The sequence below is a fragment of the Azospirillum sp. genome, assembly GCF_050789165.1.
In genome coordinates, this window is record NZ_JBOZRT010000093.1 from 107849 (window position 1) to 124669 (window position 16821).

Annotated in this window: 12 protein-coding genes; 3 read left to right on the top strand and 9 right to left on the bottom strand. The window is 71.4% G+C overall.

Features of this window, described 5'->3' with window-relative positions; genetic code table 11:
* Positions 1–129 precede the first annotated feature (129 nt).
* The gene (locus ACRWK7_RS20560; protein ID WP_431858143.1) at positions 130–558 is read left to right on the top strand and encodes a RidA family protein; all 429 of its coding nucleotides are present in this window, start codon (positions 130–132) and stop codon (positions 556–558) included.
* On the opposite strand, the gene ACRWK7_RS20565 is transcribed toward ACRWK7_RS20560, so the two are convergent.
* The 4 genes from ACRWK7_RS20565 to ACRWK7_RS20580 form a co-directional block, all read right to left on the bottom strand.
* The gene (locus ACRWK7_RS20565) at positions 547–1701 is read right to left on the bottom strand and encodes an acyl-CoA dehydrogenase family protein (protein WP_431858144.1); all 1155 of its coding nucleotides are present in this window, start codon (positions 1699–1701) and stop codon (positions 547–549) included. The genes ACRWK7_RS20560 and ACRWK7_RS20565 overlap by 12 nt on opposite strands.
* A gap of 153 nt (positions 1702–1854) precedes the next feature.
* Positions 1855–2667 carry an enoyl-CoA hydratase family protein gene (locus tag ACRWK7_RS20570; RefSeq protein WP_431858145.1) on the bottom strand — a complete coding sequence of 271 codons (813 nt, stop codon included), beginning with the start codon at positions 2665–2667 and terminating at the stop codon, positions 1855–1857.
* Entirely contained in the window at positions 2664–3173 is a 510-nt protein-coding gene (locus tag ACRWK7_RS20575; protein ID WP_431858146.1) for a MarR family winged helix-turn-helix transcriptional regulator, read from the bottom strand. Before ACRWK7_RS20575 ends, ACRWK7_RS20570 begins: the two co-directional genes overlap by 4 nt.
* Positions 3173–3925: an SDR family NAD(P)-dependent oxidoreductase gene (locus ACRWK7_RS20580; protein WP_431858147.1), complete on the bottom strand. Its 753-nt coding sequence runs from the start codon at positions 3923–3925 to the stop codon at positions 3173–3175. The genes ACRWK7_RS20575 and ACRWK7_RS20580 overlap by 1 nt, the downstream gene beginning before the upstream one ends.
* A 239-nt stretch (positions 3926–4164) precedes the next feature.
* On the opposite strand from ACRWK7_RS20580, the gene ACRWK7_RS20585 reads away from it, so the two are divergent.
* Complete coding sequence (locus ACRWK7_RS20585) at positions 4165–6435, top strand: bifunctional salicylyl-CoA 5-hydroxylase/oxidoreductase (protein ID WP_431858148.1); 2271 nt, start codon at positions 4165–4167, stop codon at positions 6433–6435.
* A 4-nt stretch (positions 6436–6439) separates the two neighbouring features.
* On the opposite strand, the gene ACRWK7_RS20590 is transcribed toward ACRWK7_RS20585, so the two are convergent.
* The 5 genes from ACRWK7_RS20590 to ACRWK7_RS20610 all read right to left on the bottom strand — a co-directional run bounded on the left by ACRWK7_RS20590 (position 6440) and on the right by ACRWK7_RS20610 (position 14834).
* On the bottom strand, positions 6440–7330 hold the full coding sequence (locus ACRWK7_RS20590) for an AEC family transporter (protein WP_431858149.1): 891 nt from the start codon (positions 7328–7330) through the stop codon (positions 6440–6442).
* Between the two features lie 124 nt (positions 7331–7454).
* The gene (locus ACRWK7_RS20595; RefSeq protein ID WP_431858150.1) at positions 7455–8750 is read right to left on the bottom strand and encodes a patatin-like phospholipase family protein; all 1296 of its coding nucleotides are present in this window, start codon (positions 8748–8750) and stop codon (positions 7455–7457) included.
* Positions 8751–8907: 157 nt separating this feature from the next.
* Positions 8908–11712: an ATP-binding protein gene (locus tag ACRWK7_RS20600; protein WP_431858151.1), complete on the bottom strand. Its 2805-nt coding sequence runs from the start codon at positions 11710–11712 to the stop codon at positions 8908–8910.
* 12 nt (positions 11713–11724) lie between these two features.
* Positions 11725–13251 carry a bifunctional metallophosphatase/5'-nucleotidase gene (locus ACRWK7_RS20605; RefSeq protein ID WP_431858152.1) on the bottom strand — a complete coding sequence of 509 codons (1527 nt, stop codon included), beginning with the start codon at positions 13249–13251 and terminating at the stop codon, positions 11725–11727.
* Positions 13252–13340: 89 nt separating this feature from the next.
* The gene (locus ACRWK7_RS20610) at positions 13341–14834 is read right to left on the bottom strand and encodes an ATP-binding protein (protein WP_431858153.1); all 1494 of its coding nucleotides are present in this window, start codon (positions 14832–14834) and stop codon (positions 13341–13343) included.
* A 198-nt stretch (positions 14835–15032) separates the two neighbouring features.
* Here ACRWK7_RS20610 and ACRWK7_RS20615 point away from each other — a divergent pair, with 198 nt between their 5' ends.
* Positions 15033–16529, top strand: coding sequence for a CoA-acylating methylmalonate-semialdehyde dehydrogenase (locus ACRWK7_RS20615; protein ID WP_431858154.1), 1497 nt, complete (start codon positions 15033–15035; stop codon positions 16527–16529).
* Positions 16530–16821 lie beyond the last annotated feature (292 nt).

Below are 16821 nucleotides of genomic sequence, written 5' to 3' on the forward strand. Positions count from 1 at the left end.
AACGGCCAACCGCCGCGTGAGCGCGTGCTTTAAGCCTAAAGCATAGGCCGATGCGGCAGCGTCATTGGGCTGGCCAGCACAGCCCCGCCCTGATAGTTTAAATTTAAACAGACAGGGAGGCGTCCGGCCATGAGCACTCCACCGGAATCCGGCCTGCAGGCGCTCCAGCCGCCGGGCTGGCCGCTGCCGAAGGGCTACGCCAACGGCTACGCCGGCACGGGGCGGCTGGTGGTGGTCGGCGGGCAGATCGGCTGGGACGAGACCGGGCGCTTCCCGGCCGCGGACCTCGTCGGGCAGGCCCGGCAGGCGCTGTGCAACATCGTCGCCGTGCTGAACGAGGCCGGGGCGCGGCCGGAGCACGTGGCCCGCCTCACCTGGTACGTCACCGACATCGCCGAGTACCGGTCCAGCCTGCGCGCGCTGGGACAGGCCTACCGCGAGGTGATGGGCACGCACTTCCCGGCCATGACGCTGGTCCAGGTGGTGGCGCTGGTCGAGCCCGAGGCGTGGGTCGAGATCGAGGCCACCGCCATCATCCCCCCCGAATCATCCAGCTAGAATCTGGCGCGCGATGACGATCTTCTGCACCTCCGAGGCGCCCTCATAGATGCGCAAGGGGCGGATCTCGCGGTACAGCGCCTCGACCGTCTGGCCGCGGGTCACGCCCAGGCCGCCGAAGATCTGCACGGCGGCGTCGATGACGCGCTGCGCCGCCTCGGTGGCGTAGAGCTTGGCCATCGCGGCTTCGCGGGTAACGCGCGGCGCACCGCTGTCCTTGGTCCAGGCGGCGCGGTAGACCAGCAGGGCCGCCGCGTCCACCTCCACCGCCATGTCGGCGATCTTCGCCTGGGTCATCTGCAGGTCAGCCAGCACGCCACCGAACAACGGACGCGAGGAGGCCCGCGCGCACGCCTCGTCCAGCGCCCGCCGGGCGAAGCCGAGCGCCGCGGCGCCGACCGTCGAGCGGAAGACGTCCAGCGTCGCCATGGCGACCTTGAATCCCTCTCCCGGCTTGCCGATCAGCCGGTCGGCGGGCACCCGGCAGCCCTCGAAGCGCAGCGTCGCCAGCGGGTGCGGCGCGGTCACGTCGATGCGCTCGGCGATGGCGAGGCCGGGCGCGTCGGCGTCGACCACGAAGGCGGACAGGCCCTTCGCACCCGGCGCCTCGCCGGTGCGGGCGAAGACCACGTAGTGGTTGGCGATGCCGCCGTTGGAGATCCAGGTCTTGGTGCCGTCCAGCACGTAGGACCCGCCATCCCGGACGGCGGTGGTGGCGGTGGCGGCGACGTCCGAACCGGCCTCCGGCTCCGACAGGGCGAAGGCGGCGATGGCACGGCCGGCGCGCACCGGCGGCAGGTAGCGGTCCTTCAGGGCGTCGGAGCCGAACAGCGTGATCGGCCCGGTGCCCAGCCCCTGCATGGCGAAGGCGAAGTCGGCCAGCCCTGCGTGGCGGGCCAGCGTCTCGCGGATCAGGCACAGTGAGCGCACGTCGAGCCGGCCACCCGGCTCCGGCACGGCGTGGCGCAGCCAGCCGCCGTCGCCCAGGCGGCGGACCAGGTCGCGGCAGGCGCCGTCCACGTCGTGCTCGCCGGCCTGCGCCAGCGGGGCGGCCTCGCGGGCGGCCCAGGAATCGAGGTCTTCGGCGAGCCGGCGGTGGGAGTCCTCGAAGAACGGCCAGGAGAGGAAGGACTTGTCGGGCATCGCTACCTCGCTCTCTAGACCTTCCCCCGTCGCAGATGGGGGAAGGAGGGGCCCATGCGCAGCATGGGAGGATGGGGGACGGGCGCCGGCGGTTCGGTGGCGTGCCTGTACGGACCCCCACCCCAACCCTCCCCCACTGCGCGGGAGAGGGGGTTAATTGCCTTCAAAGGTGGGAGTCCGCTTCGCGGCGAACGCCTCGAACGCCCGGCGGAAGTCCTGCGTCGCCATGCACACGGCCTGGGCGTGCGCCTCGGCGGTGATGGCGTCGTCGAGGCTCATCGCCCATTCCTGGTGCAGCATCCGCTTGGTCACCGCGTGCGCGAAGCTCGGCCCCTCGGCGAGGCCGCGGGCGAGGTCGGTGGCCTCCCCCAGCACGGCGTCGGGCTCGCACAGGCGGTTGAAGAAGCCCCAGCGCTCGGCCTCCTCGCCGGTCATGGCGCGGCCGGTGTAGAGCAGTTCCGACGCCCGGCCGTGGCCGATGAGGCGCGGCAGGATCGCGCACGCCCCCATGTCGCAGCCGGCCAAGCCCACACGGGTGAACAGGAACGCCGTCTTGGACCGCGCGGTGCCATAGCGCAGGTCGGACGCCATGGCGATGATCGCCCCCGCCCCGGCGCAGACGCCGTCCACCGCGGCGACGATGGGCTGCGGGCAGGCGCGCATCTCCTTGACCAGATCGCCGGTCATGGTGGTGAAGCGCAGCATCTCCGGCATGCTCATCTTGGTCAGCGGTTCGATGATCTCGAACACGTCGCCGCCGGAGCAGAAGTTGCCCCCCGCGCCCGAGACCACCACCGCCTTGATATCCTCATCGAAGCGCAGGGCGTGGAAGACGTCGCGCAACTCGGCGTAGGAGTCGAAGGTCAGGGGGTTCTTGCGCTCCGGCCGGTTCAGCGTCACTGTGGCGACGCGGCCCTGCACCGCCCACAGGAAATGCTTCGCCTGATAGTCCGACATTCGGGTCATGGGGTCTCCTTCCCGTTCCGGGTCTTGGCGTGCACCGCCTGCTTCACCTTGCCCAGCAGCGCCATCAGCGCCTCCACATCCTCACCCGGAAGATCGTCGAAGAAGTCGGCGATCCAGCCCTCGTGCACCATCGCCATGGCCAGGAAGGCGCGCCGGCCGGCCGGCGTCAGCTTGACGAGGAAGGCGCGGCGGTCGCTGGGCGACGGCTCGCGCACCACCAACCCCTCGGCGACGAGGCGCTCGGTGACGCCGGTGACGTTGCCGCTGGATACCATCAGGCGGCGCGACAGCTCGCCCATGGTCAGGCCGTTCGGCTCGCGCTCCAACGCCGCCATCAGGTCGAACTGCGGCAGAGTCACGTCGAAGGTCTCGCGCAGGCGGCCGCGCACCGCGTTCTCGATCAGGTTGGTGCAGGACAGCAGGCGCAGCCAGAGCCGCAGCTCCGCCTTGCAGCGCTCGGCCGCGGTTTCGTAGTCGGTCACGGGGGGCATGGTCTGGTCCGTCATCACATCACCTCGCCGCCGGCCACGGCGATCGACTGCCCGGTGATGGAGGCCGCCGCGGGGCCGCACAGCCACGCCACGGCGTCCGCCACCTCCTCCGGCCGGACGAGGCGGCCCTGCGGGTTGGCCTTCGTCAACTCGGCCAGCGCCTCGTCGCGGCTGCGGCCGGTCTTCGCCTGGATGCGGCCCAGGGTTTCGGCGGTCATGTCCGTGTCGGCGAAGCCGGGGCAGACGGCGTTGACGGTGACGCCGGCGCGCGCCGTCTCCAGCGCCAGGGTGCGGGTCAGGCCGATCACCCCGTGCTTCGCCGCCGCGTAGGCGGCGCAATAGGCGTAGCCGCGCAGGCCGGCGGTGCTGGCGACATTCACGACGCGGCCCCAGCCGCGCTCGACCATGCCGGGCAACGCCAGCGCACAGCCGGTGAAGACGGAGGTGAGGTTGACCGCCAGCATGGCGTCCCACAACGCGCGGTCGGTCTTGCCGAAGGGCGCGGTCGCCGCGGCGCCGGCGTTGTTGACCAGCACGTCCACCGGCCCGGCGGCGGCGAAGACGCGGGCGAACGCTGCGTCGTCGGTCACGTCGGCCTGGAGGACGGCGGCGCCAAGCTCCTCCGCCAGCGCGTCGAGCGGCGCGCGTGTGCGGCCGAGCAGCGTCAGCCGCGCCCCCTCCGCCGCCAGCCGGCGCGCGACGGCGGCGCCGATGCCGCGCCCGGCGCCGGTCACCAGCGCGTGCCGGCCGGTCAGATGCCGCTCCATGCGAGTCCTCCCCATGACGCTTTAAGCATAAAGGAACGGCAGGAAGCGGGCAAGCGACGGCGGCACCCGCAAACGGACTAGGGATGAGACTGTCCTTCTTGCCGACTAGGCATAGGCGGGGCGGGCTGATAGTTTAAGTTTCGAGCGTTTTGAGGCCGGAAGAAACAGCCCTCACCCGTCATCCCCGCCATCGCGGGGATGACGGCGAAAGGGTAGAATTGGAAGGAGGGGGCGCGGCCATGAAGATCGTCTGCATCGGCGGCGGGCCGGCGGGGCTGTACTTCGCCATCCTGATGAAGAAGGCCAACCCGGCGCACGATGTCACGGTCTACGAGCGCAACCGTCCCTACGACACCTTCGGCTGGGGGGTGGTGTTCTCCGACCAGACGCTGGAGAATCTCGCCGGCGCCGATGAACCTTCCAAGCAGCGGCTGATCGACAGCCTCGCCCACTGGGACGACATCGACGTCCATTTCAAGGGACGGGTCATCACCTCGGGCGGGCACGGGTTCTGCGGCATCGGGCGCAAACGCTTCCTCAACATCCTGCAGGACCGCGCGGCGGAGCTGGGCGTCCGGCTGGTGTTCGAGACGGAGGTGGAGGGCGCCCACCAGTTCCCGGACGCCGACCTGATCGTCGCCTGCGACGGCATCAACAGCCGGGTGCGCGCTCAGCACGCCGACCACTTCCAGCCGGACATCGACGTGCGCAAGTGCCGCTACATCTGGCTGGGCACCCGCAAGATCTTCGACGCCTTCACCTTCCTGTTCGAGGAGACGGAGCACGGCTGGTTCCAGGTGCACGCCTACCGCTTCGACGACGATCTCTCCACCTTCATCGTCGAGACGCGGGAGGAGACCTGGGTCGCCGCCGGCCTCGCCGACGCCGATGCGGACGCCAGCGTCGCCTTCTGCGAGCGGCTGTTCGCCAAGCACCTGGACGGCCATGCGCTGATGACCAACGCGCGGCACCTGCGCGGCTCGGCGTGGATCAACTTCCCACGCGTCTCCAACGAGACCTGGGTGAAGAACAACATCGTCCTGATGGGCGACGCGGCGCACACCGCGCACTTCTCCATCGGCTCCGGCACCAAGCTGGCGCTGGAGGACGCCATCGCGCTGGCCCGCACGCTGCAGCAGAGCGGCGACGACGTGCCGGCGGCGCTCAATGCCTACGAGGCGGAGCGCAAGGTCGAGGTGCTGAAGCTGCAATCCGCCGCCCGCAACTCCATGGAGTGGTTCGAGAACGTCGACCGCTACGCCCGGCTGGAGCCGGAGCAGTTCGCCTACTCGCTCCTCACCCGCAGCCAGCGCGTCAGCCACGAGAACCTGCGGCTGCGCGACCGTGCCTATGTGGAGGGGGTGGAGCGCTGGTTCTCCGGCCGGGACGCGGCGGTGCCGCCGATGTTCACGCCGTTCCGGCTGCGCGGGCTGGAATTGGCGAACCGCGTGGTGGTGTCGCCGATGGCGATGTACAGCGCGGTGGACGGCACGCCGAACGACTTCCACCTCGTGCACCTCGGGGCACGCGCCCAGGGCGGGGCCGGGCTGGTGTACACCGAGATGACCTGCGTCTCGGCGGAAGCGCGCATCTCCCCCGGCTGCTGCGGGATGTACGCGCCGGAGCACGTGGCGGCGTACCGGCGCATCACCGACTTCGTGCACGCCCACACGCCGGCGAAGATCTGTTTGCAATTGGGGCACAGCGGCCCGAAGGGCTCGACCCGTGTGGGCTGGGAGGGCTACGACGAACCGCTGGAGAGCGGCAACTGGCCGGTGCTCGGCCCCTCCCCGGTGCCGTGGAGCCCGCGCAACCAGATCCCCCGCGCGATGACCCGCGCCGACATGGAGCGCGTGGTGGCCGAGTTCCGCCGCGCCACGGAATGGGCGGTGGAGGCCGGCTTCGACATGGTGGAGCTGCACGCCGCGCACGGCTACCTGCTGTCCAGCTTCATCACGCCGCTGACCAACCGGCGCGAGGACGCGTATGGCGGCAGCCTGGAGAACCGCCTGCGCTTCCCGCTGGAGGTGTGGGACGCCATGCGCGCCGTCTGGCCGGTGGAGCGGCCGATGGCCGTGCGCATCTCCGCGACCGACTGGGTGCCCGGCGGCATCGACGGCGACGACGCGGTGCGCATCGCGCAGGCCTTCGCGGAGCACGGCGCCGACCTGATCGACGTGTCGGCCGGGCAGACCTCGGCGCAGGCGAAGCCGGTCTACGGCCGGATGTTCCAGACGCCGTTCTCCGACCGCATCCGCAACGAGCTGGGCATCGCCACCATGGCGGTCGGCAACATCTTCGAGCCGGACCACGTCAACAGCATCGTGGCGTCCGGCCGCGCCGACCTCTGCGCGCTGGCCCGCCCGCACCTCGCCGACCCGTACTGGACGCTGCACGCGGCGGCGGAACTGGGTTACGCGGGGCAGCCCTGGCCGGTGCCGTACCACTCCGGCCGCAGCCAGTACCTGCGCAACCGGGAGCGCACGGCGGACATGGCGGTGGTGGTGTGAGGGGCTACATCACCCCGACCAGCAGCGCCGGCAGGCCGAGGAACGCCAGCGCGGTGGAGCCCAGCACCATGCCGGCGACCTCCTCCGGCGCGTTGTTGTAGCGCAACGCCCAGAGGTAGTTGAACACCGCCACCGGCATCGAGCTCTGCAGCACCACGACGCCGCGCATGACGCCGGTCAACCCCATCACGTCGGCGACCGCCAGCCCGACGGCGCACCCCAGCACCAGCCGCACCGCCGACAGGGAGCCGGCGCGCAGCAGGCTGTTCATGCGCAGGCTGGCCAGCGCCACGCCGAGCGACAGCAGCATGATCGGCACCGCGACGTTGCCCAGCAGCGTGGTGGTGTTGGTCACCCACAGCGGCGGCTTGACCCCGGTCAGCAGCACCGCCAGCGCCGCCGCCACGGCGTAGATCACCGGCGTGCGCGCCAGCCGGCCGAGGTCGAGCGTGCCCGACGCCGTCACCGGCCCGATGGTGAACTGCGCCACCGAGAACACCGCGAAGAACAGCACGCCGAGGCCCAGCCCGGTCTCCCCGAAGGCGAACAGGCACAGCGGCAGGCCGAGGTTGCCGGCGTTGGGAAAGCTCAGCGCCGGCAGGTAGGTGCGCAACGGCAGCTTGAACGCCAGCAGCAGCGGCACCGCCAGCAGCGCCGACGCGGCGATGCAGGCGACCGACGCGATGGTCATCGTCAGCAGCTCGCCGCCGCTCAGCGTCAGCTTGGTCAGCGACGAGAACACCAGGCACGGGCTGGAGACGTTGATGGCGAAGGTGGTGATGAAGGCGCTGTCGTACGGCAGCTTGGCCCGGTGCCACGCGAAGCCCAGCGCCGCGATCAGGAATACCGGCGCCATCACGTTGACGACGACGGACAGGGAGGCGGCGATGTCCATGGCGGCGGCAGGCTCGGACGGTGATGGCAAGCCCGAGCAGTGGTAGCGTTAACAGCGCAGGGCTGTCCAGCGCGGTGGGCATCCGGCGGGCGCAGGGCGGCTATGCCGGCGGCCAGTCCGGACGTCACGAGCCGGCTTTGGCGCCGCGCCGCTTCCCGTTCGCCGCCTTGACGGTCCGCGGCGGGATCGGCGGCTCGACCTCCGGGGCGGCGTAGCCGGGCGGGGTCTTGGCCCACGCATAGCCGTTGACCGCCAAGTCGTAGCCAACCTTGAACAGTTCCTTCATGTAGACCGGGTCGAACGGCTCCTTGAGCGTGGTCTTGAAGCTTGAGGGAATGTAGGCGAGGTTGAAGTCGATGTGGTCTCGCTGCGTGGTGATGTAGATGCGGTACAGGTCGCCGACCCCCTGCGTCTGGATCAGCGACGACACGGCGCGGTTCGCGATGCTCAGGGTCCTGCGTTCGACCTGGGCCCAGTCCGGATCGAGCCGGGCGTTGCGGATGACGTACAGTCGCCGCTGGCGTGCAATCCCCGCTGCCTCCGAAGCCTCCTTTATGTTCAAGCCGGGCGGATAGACGAACACCTGCGCCGTTGCGCCGCCGTCCACGTGCATTTCCTCGAATTTCCGCCCATCCGCCTCGACGCTGATCATGACCGGCGGGAATGCCCCGGGAATCGCGGCCGAGGCCACCAGCAGGGTCTGGACCAGATCGAGAGCCTGCGGATGCCGGCTGGCCGCGATCTTGCCAACATTCCAGATGACCGGGCGGCGGGCGTCGAGATCGGTGGTGCCGATCAGCAGGATGCGGCCCTTCTCATGCTCCACCGCGATGGCGTCGAGCATGCGCTGGTCGAAGATCCGCCGCACGAGCTTGCGCAACGGCGCGGTGTCCGCCATGGCGTCGTTGGTGATGGCGGCCAGATAGCCACGCTCTTCGAGGATGTCCTTGCCGGTGATGGTCGTGTAGACCTCCTTGAGCTTGTCGTCGTACTCCGGCCCGAGAAAGGCGAAGGGCGCGATGAGCGCCCCGGTGCTGATGCCGGTAACCCCCTTGAAACGGGGGCGCGTCCCGGCGGCGCTCCACCCCACCAGCAGCCCCGCCCCGAAGGCCCCGTCCTCGCCCCCGCCCGAGACCGCCAGGAAGTTCGCCGGGGGGAGCGGTCCACGATGGCCCTCCTGCTGCAGCAGCGCCTTCTCGCGCTGCACGGACTCCAGGCCGTCTTGCTGAAAGTCACTGGTGTCGCCGTCCGCCCAGTAGCGGACACCGGGCATTCCCACGACACTGGCCTTGGCCTGAACGGCGACCGGTACCGCATCGAGGCGGGTCGGCGAGGAGCAGCCGGCGGTGCCGGACAGGGCGAACAGCAGGCCCGCCGTCACGACGGCGCGAAACATCGGCACAAGCGGCAGAGGTCCCATGATCGTCCCCCCCAAAGGCATGGCCCCATGGGCTCGATGATCCGCTATCGGGGCAGGGCCCGCATCTGCGCATACGGAGGCCTGCGGGCGACCCGGCACCCCGCAAGCGCCGACGGCTCAGCCAAAGGTGGGGGAAAAGGAGGCGGGCATCCCCCCGTCAATCCGCCACCCCCTCTACCTCCGCGTCCGCCGCCACGGGTTTCGGGGTGACGCGCGGGAAGCTCAGGGTGAAGCAGGTGCCCTGCCCCGGCTCGCTGGCCGCCGTGATGCCGCCGCGCAGGGTGCCGGCCACCAAGTTGTAGACGATGTGCAGGCCCAGGCCGCTGCCGCCGGTGCCGCGGGTGGTGGTGTAGAAAGGGTCGAAGATCTTCGGCAGCACGTCCGGTGCGATGCCGCGGCCCTCGTCGGCGAAGTCGAGCACCACATGGTCGTTCGGCGCCGGGCGGACGGTGATGCGGATGCGACCGGCAGCACCGGGGTCGTAGGCGTGCGTCAGCACGTTCATCACGAGGTTGGTGAGAATCTGCGACAGGGCGCCGGGGTAGCCGTCCACCTCCAGCGCCGGCGGGCAGTCCACCGCCACCGCGCAGCCGGCCTGGCGCAGCGCCGGGCTGAGGCTGCGCAGCAGCTCCTCGATGTAGTCGGCCAGCACGAAGCGGCGGCGTTCGCCGCTCGACTGGTCGATGGCGACCAGCTTGAAGGACTGGATCAGGTCGGCGGCGCGCTCGCTGTTGGCGGCGATCAGGTGCGACAGCTCGCGGCTGGTCGACAGGAAGTCCTCGAAGGCCGAGCGCTTGAGGCGGCCGGCGCCGTGGCGGGCGGCGATCTCGTCCACCTCGATCTGCAGCTGCGTGGCGGCGGTGAGGGTGACGCCGACCGGGGTGTTCACCTCGTGCGCCACGCCGGCCACCAGCTGGCCCAGCGAGGCCATCTTCTCCGCCTGGATCAGGCTCTTCTGCGCCAGCGTCAGGTCGTCCAGCGCGCGCTCCGCCGCCTCCTTGGACTGGCGCAGCTCGTCGCGGGTGCGCTGCTGCTCGGTGATGTCGGTGACGGTGAGGACGTAGCCGTCGCCGCCCGGCCGGCGGTTGCCCTGGATCAGCACCGTGGTGCCGTCCGACAGCGTGCGCTCGGCCACCAGGGGCTGGCCGGAGCGCAGTTGCGCCTCGGTGCTCATGCGCGACGCGGCGCCCTCGGCGGAGCCCATGCGGCCGGCGGCCACCTCATAGGCGAAGAGGTCGGCGAAGGGCCGGCCGGGCCGCCCCAGCTCCGCCGGGTAGCCCAGGATGGCGAGCAGGCGGTGGTTGCAGATGCGGATGGCGAAGTCGCCGTCGAGCAGCAGCAGGCCGCTCGGCATCGCCGCCACCGCCGCGCCCAGCTCGGCCGAGGTGCGGGCGAGCGCCGCTTCCGCCTCCACCTCGCGCGTGACGTCGACGACGACGGCCTGCACCGCCGGCTCGCCCATCCAGTCGACACGACGGCCGGACAGCTCCACCCACACCTCGGCCCCGTCGCCCCGCCGGCCCTGCAGGCGGCGGGTGGGCGGCGACTCGCCGGTGGCGATGATGCGGTCGCAGGCGGCGCTGGTGCGCTCCGCCTCCTCCGGCCCGAGGAAGGCGGCCAGCGTCGGCAGCGCCAGCACCTCGCCGACGCTCATGCCGACGATGCGGGCGAAGGCCTCGTTGGCGTAGAGCGGCACGAAGCCGCGGAGGATGACGATGCCCTGGATCGAGCCTTCGACGAGGTCGCGGAATCGCCGCTCGTTGGCGGCGAGGTCCTGCTGGCGGCGGCCGATCTCGTCGATGAAGAAGCGGATGGACTGGCCGATGTCGGCGATCTCGTCCTCGCCCCGCACCGGGATGCGCGTCGGCTCGCCGGCCAGCCGGGCCAGCACCGCGCCGTTGAGCGCCAGCAGCCGCGACGACACCGACGAGCGGAAGAAGAAGAACACCCCCACCACCAGCAGGAACGACGCCGCCACCAGCGCCATCACCAGCGTCGACTGGGTGCCGGTCAGCAGCGCCAGATCCTGGGCGCGGGTGTCGGCGTCGGTCTGCACGCGATGGTGCAGCGCCTGCACGGCGCGGTCCACCGCCTCCACCAGATTGCGGGCCTGGGTGTAGAGCGCCTGGGCGCGGTTGCGCGAGCGCAGGCGCTCCGCCGCCACCTCGAACACCCCGTCGGGGCCGAGCAGGACGCGTGCCAGCTCCGCCTCGGCGCGGTCCATCGCCTCGGGCAGCGCGCCGGAGACGGCGTCGTCCGGGCGGCCCAGCCAGCCGATGGCGGATTCGATGTCGCGCCGCTCGACGGTCAGGCGGTTCAGGTGGTCGAGGTCGGGGGCCCGCGCGCCGCGCGCCACCAGGGCGGCCATGCGCACGCTCCAGGCGCCGGCGCGCGCCGCGTCGTCGCCTTCGGCGAAGCGCTCCAGCCCGGCGGCGAAGCCCGCCAGCTCCTGCGTCGCCATGGCCAGCCGGCGGGCGGCGGTGATGGTGCGCGACACCTCGGAATCGAGGTCGGTCACCGTGCCGTCGAGCACGCTGAGCGAGGTGCGCAGCTGCTCCAGAACCGGGGCGCCGGCCTCCGCCGACCCCGAGGCGGCGAGGTTCTCGCGCAGGCGGCGCACCAGGATCTGCATGTAGTCCAGCTCGCCGCTCAGCTTGTCGGAGGCGGCCTTGCGCTGCGCCTCAGTGGCGGCGGCGGCGAGGCTGGAGATCTGCGCCACCACGCCGTGGAAGTCGGTCAGCAGCTCGGCGCTGGTGATGACGCGCGGCAACGCCTCGTTGGACAGCGCCGCCACCTCGCCGCGGAACTGGCGGAACGCGGTCAGCGAGACCACGCCGGTCAGCACCACCAGCACGCCCATGATCGCCACGCCCAGCGTGATGCGCGCCGCGATGCCCATGCGCCGGCGCACCCGCAAGGGCGGGGCGGGGGGCGGCAGCGGGCGTGGGGGCGGGCTGGACATCCGGGCCGGACCCTAGCGGCGCAGCGCGATGCGGCCGTCGAGCGCCGGCTTCAGCACGCCGTCGCGGGCGACGCTGCCGATCAGCAGCATGGAGGCGAAGTCGGCGTCGCGCTCGCCCACCAGCCGCGGGGCCGCCGCCAGCAGGCCGTAGCCGTCGTTGCCGGCGGCGAGGTACGACAGCGTGCCGACGCGGTAGTGGCGCTCGCGCTCCACCGGCTTGCCGCCGATGGTCAGCTCGACGACGCGCTGGCCCGCCGGCTTGGTCAGGTCGACGGTGACGCGGGCGCCGGAGAGGTGCAGGAAGCGGCCGTGCAGTTGCTCCACCGCGCCGTAGGCCAGCTCCAGCGTGTCGAGCAGCTCCTTGCCGGTGAGGTCCAGCAGCACGACGGGGTCGTGGTAGGGCAGTTCGGTGAAGATGTCGCGGCGGGTCAGCGTGGCGCCGGCGGCGTACTGCCGGTCGCCGCGGATGGCGCCGCCGTTGATCAGCGCCAGATCGGCGTCGAGCGCCGCGCGCACCGCGTCGGCGATCTGGTTGGCGAAGGCGTTCTCGCCGCCGCGCACCGCCTCGCGCCGCGTGTCGAGCGCGCCGTCGAGCCGCCCGACCTGGAGGCCGAGCTGGGCGTCGAGGCGGTCGGTGTAGACCTTGACCCGCGACGCCATGGCGGCGTCGGGCGGAACCGCGGCGGTGTCGATCAACCGCGCCGCCAGCGACGGCTGCAGCGACGACGCCTTGCCGCCGCCCACCCCCGGCACCACCACCGCGTCGAGGGCGAGCACCCAGCCCGCCTGCGCGTCCACCGAAGCGGCGAGGCGCTTGCCGTCGTGCACCACCTCGTACGCCTTGCCGCGGTCCTGGTAGAGCACGATGTCGGCGATGCCGGCCGCGATCACCGCCTTGTGCGTGTCGCCGGAATTGCCCGTCAGCACCACCACGAGGTCGATGCCGCCAGCGCGCATCGCCTTGGCCTTGGCGGCCAGCACGACGGCGGGATCGGGTACGTCGGTGCGGGTGACGCGCGCCACCTCGCGCGTGCGGGCCGGCGTGGCGGCGAGAACGCCGATGCGCAGCGGCCCGGCCTTCAGCACCACCGAATCCACCAGCCCGTCGTGCACGCGCCCGGTGGTGCGGTCGATGGCGTTCGACGTGACCATGGGGAAGTTCGCCTCGTGGGCGCGCGCCAGCAGCACGTCCTCGCCGTAATGGAAGTCGCGGTTCAGCGCCGCCATGGCGTCGATCTGCAGGTCGTTCAGCAGGTCGATCATGTGCGCGCCCTCGTCGTAGAACGACAGAACGCTGGGGGCGAAGGCCTGTCCGCCGTGCAGCAGGAAGACCGGCTGCCCGCGCGCGCGCTCCGCCTTCACCGCCGCGGCGAGACGGGCCAGCCCGCCGCGCCCCTGCTGCTCCTGCAGCTCGGTCGTGGAGTGGGCGTAGAGCAGCGTGAAGCGCACGGGCTCGGCGGCCAGCGCCGCTCCGGCGACGACCAGCAGCGCGGCAAGCGCCCAGGCGGAAACCTTGGCGGCGATCCGCAACACCCGCATCCCAACCCCTCCCGGCAGCGCGGCAGCACGCGCACGATACGGCAGAGCGTATATCACCGCATCGCTAAAATGGCCGCAGGGGTTTTTGCTTACGCGCCGGCTGCCGACCCCCACCCTAATCCTCCACTGAGTGGAGGAGGGTTGGGGTGGGGAACGAGCGAAGAGACCTCGCCAACCAGAGGCAGCTCCACCCAGAACGTCGTCCCCTCCCCTTCCGCCGTCGTGTAGTCCAGCGTGCCGCCCATCATCTCGACCAGTTGCCGAGCGATGGTCAGGCCGATGCCGTTGCCCTCGATCTCGCGGCGTTCGCCGATCAGGCGGGTGAAGGGCTGGAACAGCTTCGGCCGCAGCGCCTCGGGGATGCCGGGGCCGGTGTCGGCCACCGACAGCCGCAGCCGGCCGGGCGCCGCCGCGGTGCACGCCAGCGTCACCGTGCCATCCGGGCGGTTGTACTTGATGGCGTTGGTCAGCAGGTTCAGCACCACCTGCCGCAGCCGCATGTGGTCGGCGCTGACCGCCAGCGCCGGCCCCGGCGGCTCGATCAGCACCGACACGCCGTGCTTGGCCGCCATCGCCTCGGTCATGGTCCGGCATTCGTGCAGGACGGTGTCCAGGAGCACGTCCTCGATCGCCAGCTGCACCTTGCCCGCCTCGATCTTGGCGAGGTCGAGGATGTCGTTGATGAGCTGCAGCAGGTGGTCCCCGGCCTCCAGGATGTGGCCGACGCAGGTCGCCTGCTGCGCGGTCAGCGGGGCCGAGGCGCCGCAGTGCAGCAGCTGGCCGAAGCCGAGGATGGCGTTGAGCGGCGTGCGCAGCTCGTGGCTCATGCGCGACAGGAAGTCGGACTTGGCCCGGTTCGCCTCGTCGGCCTCGGCGCGGGCGGCCTCCAGGCGGGAGGCCAGCGCCGTCATGCCATCCACCTGCCGGTGCACCAGCCGTGCCGGCGGCAGGATCGCGAGCGGAATGGTCACCACCGCCGTGCCGGCGATGACCGCGAAGACGATCAGGCTGAGCAGCCAGGAGCGCTGCACCGCCGCGTTGACCAGCACCACCACCCGGCCGGTCAGGGTGTCCAGCTCCGCCAGCACCCCGTCGACGCGCGGCACCGGGAGGCCGCGCGGCTGGGCGGACAGGAAGGGGCGCAGCGACTCGACGGTGTGGTGCAAGACGCCATCCTCCCGCCAGACGCCGGCGTAGAGCGCCCGCACCTCCGGCAGCACGGCCGGGGAGCCGGTCAGCACCTCCTGCGCCCGCACGATGTCGTCGAGGACCGCGGTTAGCTCGGCCTGGAGGACGGTGCGCTCCATTTCCTCGGCGGAGGACAGGCGGGTGGCGAACAGGGCGGCGCGCTGGGTCAGCATGCGCTGCCGGCCGCTGAGGTTGATGGCCTCGGCCGTGTGGTCGAGCGACGAGACGGCGTCGTGCATCAGCAGCGCCGCGGTGCCCGCCAGCAGCACAATGGCGAACAGCGCCACCAGGCCGCGCCGGACCAGCCCGTCGATGGTGGCGTGCGCGTGCCGGCCGTCGCCCGCCGGTCCCGCCACGCCGGCCGCCTCCGCCGTTCCGGCCGCAGTGTCCGGCACCGGCCTCTCCCCTCGCCAATGTTTCTCGTGCGAAGGAATTTCGGTCCGCTAATCGGGGGCGGTCCTTGACTATTGTCAAAGATCGCGGTCCGGACCCGGACGCGTCACCTTTGCACGGCGCATCGCACGCCCGACCTGTGTAATATACGCCACCGCATCCCCTCCGGGGGGCTCGCAAGAACACAGACGGGAGGAACCATGACCGAACTGCATCACTTCATCGGGGGCAAGCCGGTGCGCGGCGAGTCCAGCCGCTTCGCCGACGTCTTCACGCCGATGACCGGCGAGGTGACCGCGCGCGTGCCGCTGGCCAGCAAGGCCGAGGTGCGCGCCGCCGTCGAGAACGCGAAGGCCGCGCAGCCCGCCTGGGCCGCCACCAACCCGCAGCGCCGCGCCCGCGTGATGATGAGGTTCCTCGACCTCGTGCAGCGCGAATACGACGAGTTGGCGCTGCTGCTGGCGCGCGAGCACGGCAAGACCGTCGCCGACGCCAAGGGCGACATCCAGCGCGGCCTGGAGGTGGTGGAGTTCGCCTGCGGCATCCCGCACCTGCTGAAGGGCGAGTACACCGAGGGCGCCGGCCCCGGCATCGACCTCTACTCCATGCGCCAGCCCCTGGGCGTGGTGGCCGGCATCACGCCGTTCAACTTCCCCGCCATGATCCCGATGTGGAAGTTCGCCCCGGCCATCGCCTGCGGCAACGCCTTCATCCTCAAGCCGTCCGAGCGCGACCCCGGCGTGCCGCTGCGCTTGGCCCAGCTGATGCTGGAGGCCGGGCTGCCGCCGGGCATCCTCAACGTCGTCAACGGCGACAAGGAGGCGGTGGACGCCATCCTCGACGACCCGGACATCGCCGCGGTCGGCTTCGTCGGCTCGACCCCGATCGCCGAGTACGTCTACACCCGCGGCTGCGCCAACGGAAAGCGCGTGCAGTGCTTCGGCGGTGCCAAGAACCACATGATCGTCATGCCCGACGCCGACCTCGACCAGGCGGTGGACGCGCTGATCGGCGCCGGCTACGGCTCGGCCGGCGAGCGCTGCATGGCGGTGTCCGTGGCGGTGCCGGTGGGCCGGAAGACCGCCGAGGCGCTGATGGAGCGGCTGGTGCCGCGCGTGGAGTCGCTGAAGATCGGCCCCTCCACCGACGCCGACGCCGACTTCGGCCCGCTGGTGACCAAGCAGCACCTGCAGAAGGTGCGCGACTACGTCGACCTCGGCATCAGCGAGGGCGCCAAGCTGGTGGTGGATGGGCGCAACTTCACCATGCAGGGCTACGAGAACGGCTTCTACATGGGCGGCTGTCTGTTCGACGAGGTGACGCCCTCCATGCGCATCTACAAGGAGGAGATCTTCGGCCCCGTCCTCTCGGTGGTGCGCGCCGCCGACTACGAGGAGGCGCTGCGGCTGCCGAACGAGCACGAGTACGGCAACGGCGTGGCGATCTTCACCCGTGACGGCGACGCGGCGCGCGATTTCGCGGCGCGGGTGCAGGTGGGCATGGTGGGGGTGAACGTGCCGATCCCGGTGCCGCTGGCCTACTACACCTTCGGCGGCTGGAAGCGCTCGGGCTTCGGCGACCTGAACCAGCACGGGCCGGACGCGGTGCGCTTCTACACCAAGACCAAGACGGTCACCTCGCGCTGGCCGTCGGGCATCAAGGACGGCGCCAGCTTCGTCATCCCGACGATGGACTGAACCGCCGGGGTCGGCGGGCGCTGCTCGCCGACCCCAAACAAGCGCCGCTTGCCTGGGGCCGTGGCGGCGCTCCGCCATGCCGTGGTCCGGGAGTCGGCAGCGGCGGCCGCCGTTCTCCAGCCAACGCAGCCCGGCGCCCGTGCTGCCGGAACGGGATGCCCCGCGGCCATAGCCTTCCGGCCACCGGGCCGGGGAACGGCGAATGAGACGCGCCGCCAAGTTTTTGAGACGGGCCGGAGAGCGTTCCAGGCGCCGATCCGCTACGCTCGGGCCATCACGCGCTCAGCGTCGT

Excerpts from the sequence above, each read along its gene's own strand:
- ACRWK7_RS20590 (WP_431858149.1), bottom strand. The coding sequence starts at position 7,330 with ATGGACATCGCCGCCTCCCTGTCCGTCGTCGTCAACGTGATGGCGCCG.
- ACRWK7_RS20580 (WP_431858147.1), bottom strand. The coding sequence starts at position 3,925 with ATGGAGCGGCATCTGACCGGCCGGCACGCGCTGGTGACCGGCGCCGGG.
- ACRWK7_RS20595 (WP_431858150.1), bottom strand. The coding sequence starts at position 8,750 with ATGGGACCTCTGCCGCTTGTGCCGATGTTTCGCGCCGTCGTGACGGCG.
- ACRWK7_RS20605 (WP_431858152.1), bottom strand. The coding sequence starts at position 13,251 with ATGCGGGTGTTGCGGATCGCCGCCAAGGTTTCCGCCTGGGCGCTTGCC.
- ACRWK7_RS20615 (WP_431858154.1), top strand. The coding sequence starts at position 15,033 with ATGACCGAACTGCATCACTTCATCGGGGGCAAGCCGGTGCGCGGCGAG.
- ACRWK7_RS20565 (WP_431858144.1), bottom strand. The coding sequence starts at position 1,701 with ATGCCCGACAAGTCCTTCCTCTCCTGGCCGTTCTTCGAGGACTCCCAC.
- ACRWK7_RS20600 (WP_431858151.1), bottom strand. The coding sequence starts at position 11,712 with ATGTCCAGCCCGCCCCCACGCCCGCTGCCGCCCCCCGCCCCGCCCTTG.
- ACRWK7_RS20585 (WP_431858148.1), top strand. The coding sequence starts at position 4,165 with ATGAAGATCGTCTGCATCGGCGGCGGGCCGGCGGGGCTGTACTTCGCC.
- ACRWK7_RS20570 (WP_431858145.1), bottom strand. The coding sequence starts at position 2,667 with ATGACCCGAATGTCGGACTATCAGGCGAAGCATTTCCTGTGGGCGGTG.
- ACRWK7_RS20560 (WP_431858143.1), top strand. The coding sequence starts at position 130 with ATGAGCACTCCACCGGAATCCGGCCTGCAGGCGCTCCAGCCGCCGGGC.
- ACRWK7_RS20575 (WP_431858146.1), bottom strand. The coding sequence starts at position 3,173 with ATGACGGACCAGACCATGCCCCCCGTGACCGACTACGAAACCGCGGCC.